Here is a 12,421-nt window from a genome sequence, read left to right as displayed (position 1 = left end):
CAATTACAGTGCGTTTAAAGGGATTTTTAAATAGCGTACACCGTTATCTTCTGCAGGTGGCAAATCACCTGCACGCATATTCACTTGCACTGAGGGCAAGATTAAACGGGGCATGGATAAAGTGGCATCACGGGCTGTACGCATCGCCACAAACTCTTCTTGGCTAATGCCTTCACGCACATGAATATTGTTTTTCCGCTCAGCGGCAACTGTGGTTTCATTGCAGTATTCGTCACGGCCAGGCGCTTGATAGTCATGGCACATAAACATGCGCGTGTTATCGGGCAATTCAAATAGACGCTGGATCGAGTTATACAGGGTTGCCGCATCGCCGCCTGGAAAGTCGCAGCGCGCTGTACCGTAATCTGGCATAAACAAAGTGTCGCCAACAAATACCGCATCGCCAATCACATAACTCAAACAGGCGGGCGTATGTCCTGGAGTGTGCATCACCTCTACCGTCATTGCGCCGAAGGTTAAGGTGTCGCCTTCATTGAGTAAGCGATCAAACTGGCTGCCATCAGTAGCAAACTGTGGCTCGGCGTTAAAAATCTCACCAAAGACTTTCTGTACAGTCTTGATGTGACTGCCGATGGCCAACTGTCCACCCAGCTCTTGCTGTAAATACGGTGCTGCTGAGAGGTGATCTGCATGCACATGGGTTTCTAAAAGCCAAACTACGCTGAGTTGCTGCTCACGAACAAAATTGACAATTTTTTCCGCACTGTGCGTGCTGGTCCGACCTGATGCTGGGTCGTAATCCAAAACCGAATCGAGAACTACACAAAACTGTGAACTAGGGTCACGCACGACATAGCTGTAAGTGTAAGTTTCTGGGTCAAAAAAAGCGGTTACTGCAGGTTGCATAATACCGTCCTCAAAACATTATATAAACATGCTATCTATTATACACGCTTTTCAAGCATATGCTTATAGCTAATTAGAATATGCGGGTGCGATGCATGCTAGAAACAAAAAAGGCACCCCTAAGGTGCCTTATGTTGATGCGCGTTTAACTGTCTGCTATTTTTTGTTGCACTGCTTAGTGCCACAGGTATTTACCCCAATAACGCTATAGAGCGGGCAGTTACCCAATACACCGGTCACGATTGGAATAATCCCCAACCAGCCCCACCATCCCACAGTACTTGTCAGCGCTAAACCGACTAAGACTAAACCGACAATAATCCGCAAAGCACGATCAATTGAACCCATATTACTTTTCATGATGATTCCTCGCTGTTGCTTTTGAAATATCTATCTCACAACATTACTATACAGCAAGGTAAAGTATATACAGGTAAAATTGTCGCAGCGGCAAACTACTGGTCTGCAGCGCAAAATAAACCGTACAAGGTTTCAATCACAGCAAGTGCTTGTGGACTGCTAATGCTGTAATAAATCTGTCGCCCGTCACGACGGGTATCGACCAGCCCCTCACGACGCAAAACACTCAATTGCTGTGATAGCGTTGGCTGCACAATTTTCAGTTGTTCTTCTAGCTCACCCACATTCATCTCGCCTTGCACGAGCTGACACAACAGTAACAATCGATCAGGGTTACCCAGCGCTTTTAACAGCTGGCCCGCCGCACCGGCATTATCGCGCAGTCGGTCAATGTCTATCAAAACAGCAGAGTCATTCATTTTATACACCCTAAAACGAGTCATCACTGAAAGGTTTTTATCGCGTGCTCTGCACCGCTCACTATAAAAACCGTCCAGCCTATTATTTATCATGCCTAAGTTATATTACCCTGCTCTAAGCATTAGCAAAACAGGGCATTAGAGCATAAGCTCAGAAGAGAAAAGGATATTAGCTCAGACTAACTGGCAATCATTTTACCAGCTTTTTTACCTGCGTCACCTTGACACACAACAAGCCTTTTCGTTTAACTTTTTTCAGGTGTCAGTAAGGCCCAAACCAAACCCCACAGTAAAGCCCCTGCACCTAACCAAAAAGCCCCATGCAAGGTACCGCTGGCAGCCAACCATTGCCCGGTTAGCCAAGGCCCCGTCAGCTGGGTAAAGCCATATAAAGCGACCAAAGCCGCAGATAAGCGTGGACCTTGATGCGGGTGCAAAGTGCGCGCGAGACGCTGAGTCAATAACACAGTGCCTAAAAATGTACCGCCCACTAGCAAAGCACAGAGCACAACACCCCACGCTGCCGGTAATAATAACACTGCCAGAACGCCCAACAGCTGCAAAATATAGTTAATGCGCAGCGCCAAAGCATCACCAATGCGCGCGCCCACTTTATTCCAAATCCAAGGTGCGGGTAAGGTCGCCAGCGCCACCACTAGCCAGCTGCCATCAACTAAAAAACTACCAGGTTCAAGCTCTAAACTGGCCAGCATAGGCAAAAACGTTAAAGGTAAGATATAACCCAAACCAGCTCCCGCATAGGATAAAAATAGCGGCGTACTCGCGCGATCCAGTAAACGTGACGACGGCACTTCACCATTGGCTTTAGGTACCACCACCGGCGCAGGAATATCTAACACAGCCAACTGACGCCAGCCCCACCATGCTAAGGGCACACTGAGAATAAAAGCCGGCCACCAGCGCGCGGCCCCGTGCAACCAGTCACTTGGCACAGCCACCAGCGCACTGGACACAAGCAAACCAACACCCACGCCTAAATACACTAAGCCACTGGCAGTAGCACGCCCATGCCGTGCCAACCACTCCAGAATCAATGACGGCGCTTGCACAAAAACGATACCGTTAGTTATCCCGTTAATCAGGCGCAAAGCTGACAGACTCTCGGCACTTTCAGCTTGGGTTTGTAGCAGCGTACATAAGACGTTAATGGCCAAGGCCCATGGCAAAACCTTATGAATTTGCTCAACACGATGCCAGCGCATGGCCAACAAGGCACCAATTAAATAGCCAAGATAGTTCCAACTAGCAACATCCGCACCCTGCTTTAGTGTCAGCAAGCCATCTTCAACCAGCCACGGCAGCAAAGGGGTATAAATAAAGCGCCCTAAGGTATGCACCACCAGCAACACTAAGGCACCAGCAATAATTACCCGTAACAGGTCTGGAGTTTTTTCAGTCATAAATATGTTCTTATTATTAAAACGTTCAGTGTGCAGGGCTTTAACCAATGGTGCTTTGCGACATTAGTGGTAAACACCTGGATTAAAACTCTCAGTGCTAACGCCAGTCTATAGACTGGCTAAAACCTGCTCTCGCCACGGAGCTTGTTGCGGTAAGGCAATAAAATGCGGATTCAAATAGCTTTCCTGCGCGGCATAAGTCAGCGCTTGCCCTTGCAGATTCAGCACTTGCCCGCCGGCACCCTCAAGCACACCTTGCGCCGCAGCAGTATCCCATTGTGAAGTGGGCGCTAAACGCGGATAAAGATCTGCTGCACCTTCAGCCATCTGACAAAACTTCAGCGAGCTGCCCACATTCAGCAAGTGCAATCGTGGAAACTGCGCGGCTAAACCCTGCAATAACGCCTCTTGCTCAGGACTGCTATGACGCTTACTGGCCAGTACCACCAACTCATCTTGGGGCGCAGTGCGCATCTGCAAGGAACGAATAGCGCCGTCAGCATCGCGGCAAAAAGCACCGAATGCTGCGCCACCATAATAAACACTGTCAGTAACTGGCACACCAACCACACCAAAGACCACCTCACCGCGCTCAACCAATGCGACGTTGACCGTATACTCAGCGCTGCCACTGATAAACTCTTTGGTACCATCAAGCGGATCAACCAACCACCAACGCGTCCACTGCTGACGCTCGCTGAGCGCAATAGCGCAATCTTCTTCCGAGAGTACTGGAATACTCGCATCTAAAGCGGCCAACCCAGCGGCCAACACTTTATGTGCAGCAATATCTGCCGCCGTCACTGGCGAGTCGTCGGCCTTGGTTTGCACAGTCACTCCCGCTTGCCAATACGGCAAAGTTGCCTGCCCCGCAGCCCGCACCAGCTCAAGCACGGGTTTAATCAAACTGTCCATCATACTGTTAACTCGCCACGCTGCTGGAGTAAGTCACGCACCACATACATCGCCGCCAATGCTCGGCCCTCAGTAAACTGTGGGTGCTCTAACAAACCCAGCAAGTTACGCAAGCTAACGGTTTCAACGCGCATCTGCTCTGGTTCGTCACCGGGTAAGCGTGACGGATAGAGGTCGCGGGCTAAAACAACGCTAATACGCTGACTCATATAACCTGGGGATAAACTCAGTTCAGTAATAAACTCTAAAGAACGCGCAGCAAAGCCCGCCTCTTCTTGCAACTCACGATTGGCCGCTTGCAAAGCATCTTCACCGGGATCAATTAAGCCTTTCGGTAACGACAACTCATAATCTTCACTACCGGCACAATACTCTTCAACCAACACTACATGCTCAGCATCGGTCATGGCCACAATCATTACCGCGCCTAAACCGCCGGCCTTACCGCGCAAGCGCTCGTAAGTACGCTCCACCCCATTACTAAAGCGCAGCTGTAATTGTTCGACGCGAAAAATACGACTACGCGCCACTTCTTCGCTGGCTAAAATGACTGGTTTTTCTCGCATAACAAAAACTCCGATTGCTTATATTAGGTATCATAGCGCGCTTGAACACACAGTTTTAGAGAGATTTAAGTATGCAGCTGCTGCCTTGGGAGAAAATTGATACAGTTTTATTGGATATGGACGGCACGTTGCTCGACCTGCATTTTGATAATGTCTTTTGGCTCGACTATATGCCGCAATATTATGCCGACAAAAACGGAATCACTCGGGCAGAGGCTGATGCTTATATCAAACCTTTGTTAGCCTCCTATACAGGACAAATCCATTGGTACTGCGTGGATTTTTGGAGCGGCAAACTGGATCTACCCATCAAGCAGATGAAACAGGATACAGCCGAGCTGATCCGCCTACGGGCCAATGCCGATAAGTTTCTTGCTGCACTGCGAGCGGCCGGTAAGCACTGCGTTTTAGTCACTAATGCGCACCGTGATTCATTGCAAATCAAACTAGAGAAAGTGCACTTAGAGCCGCTCCTGGATGTCATTATCAGCTCACACGATTACGGCTACCCAAAAGAAGACCAACGTTTTTGGCAAAGTCTCAGGCAAGAGCTGGACTTCCAACCAGAACGCAGCTTATTTATTGACGACAGCCTGCCTGTTCTGCGCAGCGCGCAACATTACGGCATTGGCCATTTACGCGCGGTGTTGCAACCTGACAGCCAAGCAGGTCATAAAAACTGTGAAGAGTTTATCCCATCAACAGATCTACTGGACTTAGTCAGCAACCTACAAATCCCCTAAGCGCAGGCGTTGACAGTCGAGGACGGCTTGGCTACAAATGGCTAACACTCACAATAATAAGAGAGCACGCCATGAGTCAGCACAAGCCCATCAGCTTTAATAGCTTCGCCGAATTTTACCCGTACTACCTATCCGAGCATGAGAACAGCACCAGCCGCCGCTTACACTTTTTTGGCACCCTTGGCGTGATCAGTATCGCGGTCTGTGTGCTGCTTGCGGTGATCAGCCCTTGGTGGCTGCTAGCACTGCCTGTATGTGGTTATGGCTTTGCTTGGCTGGGACACTTTGTCTTTGAAAAAAACCGCCCCGCGACTTTTCAACACCCGTTTTACAGCTTAACCGGTGATTTCGTGATGTTTAAAGACATCCTGCTTGGCCGCATTGCTTGGTAAGCCAACGCACCATCACAGCCCTGTAACCGTGCCGATACTGCTGCCCTCTTCACAGTCAGCAGTATCGATACGAGTGCTTAATTGCCAAGTAGATACTCTGGTTTAAGAATGTCTTGCAGCTGGCTGTAATACAGCGTTAAGCGTATTTCACCTTCCGAGTACGGACCCAGCACATAGGGCGCATAGCTGAAAGTTAAACCCTGCTCATCAAAAACAAAATTATCGGTTAATAAGGTCTCGGTTTGCTCCGCGAGGCTGCCGCTTAGCCAGCTTTGCGCATAGTCAGGGTAATCCTCTAAATACAGCTCACGTAACTTTTCTAACAGCTTAGTCTCAGCAAAGCGCTGCAAAAGATCCGGCAACAACAATTGTTGGCGCGTATCTAAGTCATACAACGCATAGCTGGTGTGGTGCATGCCGTGGGCGCCGCCGGAATAAGCGTAGAAAAACTGCTTAAAACTGGCTAACTGATTGCGCTGCGCAATAAACCTCAGACTGTCCCGATAATCATAAGCAATAAAATAAGGCTCTGGCGCTGCCCGCGCTTCTTGAATATCGGCATAGCTTTCACTCAGCCAAGCATCCGCTTGCTGCTCAATGCGCTGCAGTTGCTCTGCAATACTGCTGGGTGCTTGCTGACCCGCATCCTGCTGCATATCCAACTTCGCTAATAAAGCAAGATCCAGCCAAGGCACCCCTGTTGCCTCAAACTCTATCTGCAAATCCGCACAATACTCTTCTGCTGCCTGGTCAAAACATTGTTTGTGCTTAACCAAGTTTAACAGCTGCGGCACGATCAGCGGTGTGCGCTGCTCTGCTTGTAGCGCACTGTTAGCGAAAGCCCCCAGGCTCAGGCCTCCCAACAAAATAGCGCGGGTTACAAAAAGCTTAAATCCCTGCATCGTCCATACCTTTTCAAAGTTTTCCTGCATATTAAGGATGCTGCGGCCGCGCCAGCCCCAAATGTTCCCGCAAAGTGTTGCCCGTATACTCAGTGCGAAATAAGCCGCGACGCTGTAACTCGGGGATCACCTGCTCAACAAAATCTTCAATGCCATAGGGCAACGACGGCGGCATCAAGTTAAAGCCATCAGCCCCGCCATTGCGAAACCAGTTCTCCATCTTATCGGCAATCTGCTCAGGTGTACCAACCATAGTGCAGTGGCCGCCACCAGCTGCTAAACGCCCTAATAACTGGCGCACCGTGGGCTGCTCGGTTTCGATAATGCGCAAAATAGTGCTGTAGCGGCCTTGCGGGCCTTTAAACTCAGCTAACGGCGGCAACTCGGGGACTGGCTCATCCAAGGTCCAGCTCATGCAGTCTTGCTCAGTAAAAACACTTAACTGGCGCAAAGAGGCTGCCACTGGCAGCAACTCATCCAGCTCACGCTGCTTGGCTTGTGCTTCTTCCTCAGTGGCAGCTACATAAGTCACCAGCCCCGGCATAATCGGCACAGGTGCGCTGCGTCCCGCTGTTTTAACCCGCTGTTTAATGTCAGCGTAATAACCCTGCGCGGCGGGTAAATCATAAGCCACCGCGTAAATCGCTTCGGCACATTTAGCCGCTAACGTGCGGCCTTGCTCAGAGGATCCCGCTTGAAACAGCACCGGATGCCCCTGTACTGGGCGAGGGATATTCAGCGGGCCATCCACCAAAAAGAATTCACCCTCATGGTTAATCGGCTGCACTTTAGCTGGGTTGGCGTAATGGCCCTGACGGTCAAATTCTAAGGCATCATCCTGCCAAGAATCCCACAGCCCCAATACAGTCTGCACAAACTCTTCGGCGCGGCGGTAACGCTCCGAGTGGGCCGGCATCGCTTGATAACCATGGTTGCGCGCTTCTTCATCGAACATGGAAGTGACCACGTTCCAGCCGATACGGCCCTTACTGATATGGTCCAGAGAGGCCACCAAACGCGCCGCATGGAATGGCGTGTAAAAGGTGCTGGAGACCGTACTGATAAAACCGATTTTTTCTGTGGCACGACTCATCGCGGCAATGGCAGTGAGCGGTTCCATAAACCACGGACTGCCATCGGAGACATTGCCCACCGAGGCGCCATCAGCAAAGAACACCGCATCCAATTTGCCCCGCTCAGCAATTTGCGCCAAGCGTTCGTAATAAGCGATATCGCCCAGTTGCTCCACCATGGAGTTGGGATGACGCCAAGCGGCTTTATGGTGGCCGCAGCCCATAATAAATAGATTAATGTGCATCATGCGCTGAGTATCTTTTGCAGTCGTCATCAGTTTTTCACCAAGCCGCCGTCAACAATTAAATTTTGCCCCGTTACCGCACGGGCCCAAGGCGAAGCAAAGAATACAATCGCATCAGCAAACTCAGCCGGCGTGGTCACCCGACGCAGCGGCGTATTGGCGGCAATGTAATCAAACACTGCCTCTGGGGTAGCAGCCGAGGCATCGGTGGTGCGCAATAAACCGCCAGAGACCATATTCACCGTTATATTATCGGGGCCTAAATCTTGCGAAAGAGTGCGGGTCAGGGACAGCAAGGCGGCTTTACCGGCAGTGTAATCGTGATACGGCACCACCGGGTTCTGAAACAGATTGGTACCAATATTTACAATGCGACCAAAACCCGCTTCGCGCATACCGGCCAGCGCCGCTTGGGTGGTATTCAGCGCCCCACCCACCACTCCGTCGAACTGCTGATTTAACTGCGCTAGAGTTAATTGCTCAACACTCGGACGGGCATCGCCGTTAAAAGAAAAGCTGGGCAAAGCGTTATTAATCACCGTAGTCACGGGCTTGCCAAAATGCTCACGGGCTTGGGCAAACATCGCCTGTACCGCGGCCTTATCAGTGACATCGGCTTGAATGGCTAACAACTGCTCTGGTGCTGCACTGGCCAGCTTGTGCGCAGCCTCAGCGCTGTGGCAATAGTTGATGACTACAAGTGCACCTTCACGTAGAAAAGCGCGCACTAAATGCTCACCTAAACCGCGGGCCGCACCAGTGACCAGCACCAGCTGTTGATCAAGACGGATAGAACTTGGCATAAACACCTCAAAAAAGAGGCGAAGATATGGATAGACAGACGGGAACTCAACCTGCGACTGACATCCCTTCGCCAGTATGAACTGGATCAGGTTCAACGGGTATTCTCTCAGCCCTGCAAACAGGACACCCCGTGTCGAGCGAAAACCATAGCATATAAAGCGCACTGCATTGTAGGCGCGCACTCAAACCGCATACTCGCACTTATTTGAAATTGACAATTGCCCGCAGGCTTCATAGTCTGTGCGCAATCCAAGGGGAGCCAAGTCACGGCTGAGATTCTGTATTTTCTACAGTAACCCTTTGAACCTGATCTGGGTAATGCCGGCGAAGGGATGGAGAGCGCTGATCATTTCTGTGTCTGCGCAGGCCTTTATTTCTTTGCTGTCACGCCCTTATGCGCCTTGTGCGTGCGTACTTTAGTGCCTGACAGGCAAGGAAAAACCAATGCTCAGTGCTTCTACCGCTCTAGTTTGGCTGCTTTTATTCGCCGTACTCTTTGCCGTCCCCGGCCTGATCTACGCCCGCCGCAGCCAAGATAAACTGGATGATTTTCTGGTGGCCCGCAACAGTCAAAGCAGCACTGCCACCTTGCTCACATTACTGGCCACCACCCTAGGCACATGGATTTTATTTGGTCCCGCACAAGCCGCCACGTGGGGCGGCATTGGTGCCATTACCGGCTACGCTTTAGGCTCGATGGTGCCCAGTTTAATCATGACGCAAATCGGCCCACGTATTCGTACCCTGATGCCAGAAGGCCACACTCTGACTGAGTTCGTTCTCGGTCGTTACGGGCGTGTTATGTATGCCTTTGTGCTGGTCATCATGGTTTTCTTTATGTTTATTAGCCTCACCGCTGGGCTGACGGCAATTGCAGAAATGGTCGCACTACTGGCACCGGTACCGCTGTGGCAAACCGCAAGCATTGTGATGGTCGCCACACTGATTTACACCCTCTATGGCGGCTTGCGCGTGACGATTTTCACTGACCGTTTGCAGATGCTGGTGATTCTTCCGTTTCTCCTGGTGCTGATGTTTTTTGGCTGGAAAGCTACTGGCGGCATCACAAGCATGGCGCATAGCCTGCAAGAAAAAGCCCCGCAGCTACTCAACCCTTTTGATCTGAATGGTTTAAAATCTGGTCTAACATTCTTCCTCGCAGTAGTGCTGACCGGCCTATTTTACCAAGGCACTTGGCAGCGTATTTTTGCCGCACGCAGCAGCCGAGTGATTCGTAATGGCTTTATTCTCAGCGGTCTGCTGATTTTCCCAATTATCTTTATTATGGGCTTGTTTGGTTTGGCCTTTGTCGGCCTCGACTTGCCCGGCGATGGCTCTGTCGCGCTGTTTAGTGTGCTACTGCGTGACGCCCCGCTGTGGTTTGCTATCGGCCTGCTGCCCTTTGGTCTGGCGCTGATTATGAGCAGTGCCGACTCCACCATCAGCGCCCTAACCAGCATCTTTGTGGTGGATATGGGCCGCTTATTACCTAAGTTCAGCAACCACAGTTTACTGAAGCTATCGCGTTGGTTAATTATCGTACTGTCGGTACCGGTACTGATTGTGGCGGCGCAGGGTTACAGTATTCTTTATCTATTTTTGCTCGCAGATTTACTCTGTTGTGCGGCAGCTTTCCCGGTGTTTTTTGGCTTTTACAGTGCGCGCTACCGAAGCTATAACGCCGTACTCAGCACTCTCGGTGGGCTCGTCGCTGGTTTGCTGATATTCCCCAGCCCAGGGGCACCGACCACCAATCTGCTGGAATCATTTCTGTTGGCCACACTCGTTCCGGTAGCCATCTCCATGGTGCTGCTATTGGTGCCCACTAAAGTGCGTTTTGATTTTGCCGTTTTGGCGCAGCGGGTGCGCAACCTGGAAGGGTAAGCTAGCGGTTAAGTACAGTTTGACGCTGCTGACCAGAGTACTGTAGATATGCAGTGTGCTCAGCGCCTAGGCAAGCTGGCCGCGCTATTTAAACCATGCCTAACCTTGGCCTTTTTTTGCCAGCGTATCGCGCCAAGTCAGGTAAATACGCAGATCAAACTCATACTGATGATAATCCGGCAACATATGCTGACACAGCTGATAAAAGGCTTTGTTATGGTCTTTTTCTCGCAGGTGCGCCAACTCATGCACCACTATCATCTGCAAAAACTCTGGCGGCGTATCGCGAAACAATGAGGCAATACGGATTTCTTTTTTTGCTGTGAGCTTATTGCCTTGCACCCGTGAAATCGCCGTATGCAGACCCAAAGCATGGCGCAATACATCCAACTTACTGTCGTACAACACTTTATCTATGTTGGGAGAATTGCGCAGGTATTGCTGTTTGAGTTCCGTGGTGAACTGATACAACGCCTTATCACTTTGCACACTATGGCGCTCGGGATAACGTTGCTGTAAATAAGCACCGAGCTTATCCTGCGCCAACATGTTGCGTACTTGCGCCTGCAGTTCTGGCGCATAGGCGGCTAAGTATTTGAGCTCAGACATTGCCACTCTATTCCTCTCAACAACATGAATAAAAAACGCTAGACAGATACCCTCTGTACAATTCTAGACCTATCGATTTACGTTGAGGGGTAACAGCAAAGCGACACGCTATGTCGCACCCAGCTGTTAACTTGCAGTTTAAAAGCCATGTAAGTATATCGCTTCCTCATACTTTTATAGCGGGTAAATAATATGAATTTGCTAGACGCACTTGTACTTAAAGAACTCAAAGGCGTTGGGAACGAAACAATAAGCGCATTATTAGTTTTCGCCGCTGCCAATCAGCTTAAAACACTTGAAGATCTCGCAGGCTACCGCAAACACAAATTACCTCTTAAAAGAACGCCATCCTCGTTGGTTGAGTTTTTAAAAGCCGGTCAATTTGATTCTGCAAGGCAGCCGCTTTCCGAAAAACTTGATGGCTGGCAACAGCAAGGCATCCAAGTTTTATTACGTGGAGATGCTAACTACCCCAATCGCCTACTCGATGTTGCTTCGCCGCCGCCTTTTCTTTTTTGCAAAGGTAATATAGATCTACTGCAAAACGAAAAATCTATTGCTGTGGTGGGAACACGTCAAAATACGAGCGTGGGTGAAAAGCTGACGGTAAAAACCGTTGCAGAGTTTGCAAGAACAGAATTTACGATTGTTAGCGGCTTGGCACTGGGTATCGACGCTATCGCACACCGTGCAGCGTTGGACTTTAACGCCCCTACCATTGCCGTGCTTGTAGACTTAATCTCAATTTCGCCAGCTGGAAATCGAAAGCTTGCTGATGAAATCTTAAACAGCGATGGTCTCTGGGTTTCAGAAAATCCACCTGGCACTCGATTGATGCCTGCTCTTTTTGCTAAGCGCGATAGGATTCAAGCTGGTTTATCTGTTGCGGTTTTTGCGATAGAAACATCCATTGATGGCGGCACAATGCATGCAGTCGATGCCAGCTACGCCATGGGACGTCCTGTATTTGTTCCTGATGTTACAGCTGCTGGTTACTCTGATCTAAGCATTCCAGCCATAGCAGGAACACAAAATCTCGTTAAGAGTGGCCGTGCTCATTACTACACCCGAGAATCCTATAAAGAAATCTATACTCAGCTTGAAGCTCAAGCCACCTCGTTTACAGGAACGGTAGACAACCCAGCCTCTTATGTTTAACAGCATCATTTAGGCTTTGTTATTAAACCCACTACGTACACAGCCATTTTTAAAGCAAATATA

The 12,421-nt window shown here is 50.0% G+C and carries 14 protein-coding genes and 2 riboswitches; of the genes, 4 read left to right on the top strand and 10 right to left on the bottom strand.

The window, feature by feature from the left end:
- Nucleotides 1-3: 3 nt before the first annotated feature.
- The 6 genes from O6P33_RS02960 to nudE all read right to left on the bottom strand — a co-directional run bounded on the left by O6P33_RS02960 (nucleotide 4) and on the right by nudE (nucleotide 4,548).
- A complete protein-coding gene (locus O6P33_RS02960; RefSeq protein WP_269818762.1) occupies nucleotides 4-867 on the bottom strand; it encodes an MBL fold metallo-hydrolase in 864 nt (287 codons plus the stop codon).
- 156 nt (nucleotides 868-1,023) lie between these two features.
- Nucleotides 1,024-1,227: a YgaP family membrane protein gene (locus O6P33_RS02955; protein WP_269818761.1), complete on the bottom strand. Its 204-nt coding sequence runs from the start codon at nucleotides 1,225-1,227 to the stop codon at nucleotides 1,024-1,026.
- Nucleotides 1,228-1,322: 95 nt separating this feature from the next.
- Nucleotides 1,323-1,646: an ArsR/SmtB family transcription factor gene (locus tag O6P33_RS02950; RefSeq protein WP_269818760.1), complete on the bottom strand. Its 324-nt coding sequence runs from the start codon at nucleotides 1,644-1,646 to the stop codon at nucleotides 1,323-1,325.
- A gap of 245 nt (nucleotides 1,647-1,891) precedes the next feature.
- Entirely contained in the window at nucleotides 1,892-3,067 is a 1,176-nt protein-coding gene (locus O6P33_RS02945; protein ID WP_269818759.1) for a YbfB/YjiJ family MFS transporter, read from the bottom strand.
- A gap of 108 nt (nucleotides 3,068-3,175) precedes the next feature.
- The gene (cysQ, locus tag O6P33_RS02940) at nucleotides 3,176-3,985 is read right to left on the bottom strand and encodes a 3'(2'),5'-bisphosphate nucleotidase CysQ (protein ID WP_269818758.1); all 810 of its coding nucleotides are present in this window, start codon (nucleotides 3,983-3,985) and stop codon (nucleotides 3,176-3,178) included.
- On the bottom strand, nucleotides 3,982-4,548 hold the full coding sequence (gene nudE, locus O6P33_RS02935) for an ADP compounds hydrolase NudE (protein ID WP_269818757.1): 567 nt from the start codon (nucleotides 4,546-4,548) through the stop codon (nucleotides 3,982-3,984). The genes cysQ and nudE overlap by 4 nt, the downstream gene beginning before the upstream one ends.
- Nucleotides 4,549-4,619: 71 nt before the next feature.
- Here nudE and yrfG point away from each other — a divergent pair, with 71 nt between their 5' ends.
- Together yrfG and O6P33_RS02925 are read left to right on the top strand one after the other, a co-directional pair.
- Nucleotides 4,620-5,291 (top strand): GMP/IMP nucleotidase, encoded by a 672-nt coding sequence (yrfG, locus tag O6P33_RS02930; RefSeq protein ID WP_269818756.1) that lies wholly within the window; start codon nucleotides 4,620-4,622, stop codon nucleotides 5,289-5,291.
- A gap of 71 nt (nucleotides 5,292-5,362) precedes the next feature.
- Nucleotides 5,363-5,683, top strand: a complete 321-nt coding sequence (locus tag O6P33_RS02925) for a DUF962 domain-containing protein (protein ID WP_269818755.1) — start codon at nucleotides 5,363-5,365, stop codon at nucleotides 5,681-5,683.
- 77 nt (nucleotides 5,684-5,760) lie between these two features.
- Here the strand turns inward: O6P33_RS02925 and O6P33_RS02920 are convergent, their stop codons facing one another.
- Genes O6P33_RS02920 through O6P33_RS02910 form a run of 3 tightly spaced genes read right to left on the bottom strand, consistent with a single transcriptional unit; the run spans nucleotide 5,761 to nucleotide 8,706 of the window.
- The gene (locus O6P33_RS02920) at nucleotides 5,761-6,585 is read right to left on the bottom strand and encodes a DUF3298 and DUF4163 domain-containing protein (protein WP_269818754.1); all 825 of its coding nucleotides are present in this window, start codon (nucleotides 6,583-6,585) and stop codon (nucleotides 5,761-5,763) included.
- Nucleotides 6,586-6,616: 31 nt separating this feature from the next.
- Complete coding sequence (locus O6P33_RS02915; RefSeq protein ID WP_269818753.1) at nucleotides 6,617-7,933, bottom strand: LLM class flavin-dependent oxidoreductase; 1,317 nt, start codon at nucleotides 7,931-7,933, stop codon at nucleotides 6,617-6,619.
- Entirely contained in the window at nucleotides 7,933-8,706 is a 774-nt protein-coding gene (locus tag O6P33_RS02910; RefSeq protein ID WP_269818752.1) for a 3-oxoacyl-ACP reductase, read from the bottom strand. Before O6P33_RS02910 ends, O6P33_RS02915 begins: the two co-directional genes overlap by 1 nt.
- A gap of 46 nt (nucleotides 8,707-8,752) precedes the next feature.
- Nucleotides 8,753-8,848, bottom strand: a riboswitch (TPP riboswitch).
- Nucleotides 8,849-8,949: 101 nt separating this feature from the next.
- Nucleotides 8,950-9,057: riboswitch (TPP riboswitch) on the top strand.
- Between the two features lie 94 nt (nucleotides 9,058-9,151).
- On the opposite strand from O6P33_RS02910, the gene O6P33_RS02905 reads away from it, so the two are divergent.
- A complete protein-coding gene (locus O6P33_RS02905) occupies nucleotides 9,152-10,591 on the top strand; it encodes a sodium:solute symporter family transporter (RefSeq protein ID WP_269818751.1) in 1,440 nt (479 codons plus the stop codon).
- A gap of 99 nt (nucleotides 10,592-10,690) precedes the next feature.
- Here O6P33_RS02905 and O6P33_RS02900 read toward each other — a convergent pair whose 3' ends face one another.
- Nucleotides 10,691-11,200, bottom strand: a complete 510-nt coding sequence (locus O6P33_RS02900) for a M48 family metallopeptidase (RefSeq protein ID WP_269818750.1) — start codon at nucleotides 11,198-11,200, stop codon at nucleotides 10,691-10,693.
- A gap of 192 nt (nucleotides 11,201-11,392) precedes the next feature.
- Between O6P33_RS02900 and O6P33_RS02895 the strand changes: the two genes are divergently transcribed.
- Nucleotides 11,393-12,358, top strand: a complete 966-nt coding sequence (locus tag O6P33_RS02895; protein ID WP_269818749.1) for a DNA-processing protein DprA — start codon at nucleotides 11,393-11,395, stop codon at nucleotides 12,356-12,358.
- The last annotated feature ends 63 nt before the right edge of the window (nucleotides 12,359-12,421 follow it).

Source organism: Denitrificimonas caeni (assembly GCF_027498055.1).
In the GTDB taxonomy this organism is placed as follows: Bacteria; Pseudomonadota; Gammaproteobacteria; order Pseudomonadales; family Pseudomonadaceae; genus Denitrificimonas.
This window is presented reverse-complemented; position numbering and strand designations above follow the sequence as displayed.

Coding starts and splice junctions, on each gene's coding strand:
- O6P33_RS02960 (WP_269818762.1), bottom strand. CDS start 867: ATGCAACCTGCAGTAACCGCTTTTTTTGACCCAGAAACTTACACTTAC.
- O6P33_RS02955 (WP_269818761.1), bottom strand. CDS start 1,227: ATGAAAAGTAATATGGGTTCAATTGATCGTGCTTTGCGGATTATTGTC.
- O6P33_RS02950 (WP_269818760.1), bottom strand. CDS start 1,646: ATGAATGACTCTGCTGTTTTGATAGACATTGACCGACTGCGCGATAAT.
- O6P33_RS02945 (WP_269818759.1), bottom strand. CDS start 3,067: ATGACTGAAAAAACTCCAGACCTGTTACGGGTAATTATTGCTGGTGCC.
- cysQ (WP_269818758.1), bottom strand. CDS start 3,985: ATGATGGACAGTTTGATTAAACCCGTGCTTGAGCTGGTGCGGGCTGCG.
- nudE (WP_269818757.1), bottom strand. CDS start 4,548: ATGCGAGAAAAACCAGTCATTTTAGCCAGCGAAGAAGTGGCGCGTAGT.
- yrfG (WP_269818756.1), top strand. CDS start 4,620: ATGCAGCTGCTGCCTTGGGAGAAAATTGATACAGTTTTATTGGATATG.
- O6P33_RS02925 (WP_269818755.1), top strand. CDS start 5,363: ATGAGTCAGCACAAGCCCATCAGCTTTAATAGCTTCGCCGAATTTTAC.
- O6P33_RS02920 (WP_269818754.1), bottom strand. CDS start 6,585: ATGCAGGGATTTAAGCTTTTTGTAACCCGCGCTATTTTGTTGGGAGGC.
- O6P33_RS02915 (WP_269818753.1), bottom strand. CDS start 7,933: ATGACGACTGCAAAAGATACTCAGCGCATGATGCACATTAATCTATTT.
- O6P33_RS02910 (WP_269818752.1), bottom strand. CDS start 8,706: ATGCCAAGTTCTATCCGTCTTGATCAACAGCTGGTGCTGGTCACTGGT.
- O6P33_RS02905 (WP_269818751.1), top strand. CDS start 9,152: ATGCTCAGTGCTTCTACCGCTCTAGTTTGGCTGCTTTTATTCGCCGTA.
- O6P33_RS02900 (WP_269818750.1), bottom strand. CDS start 11,200: ATGTCTGAGCTCAAATACTTAGCCGCCTATGCGCCAGAACTGCAGGCG.
- O6P33_RS02895 (WP_269818749.1), top strand. CDS start 11,393: ATGAATTTGCTAGACGCACTTGTACTTAAAGAACTCAAAGGCGTTGGG.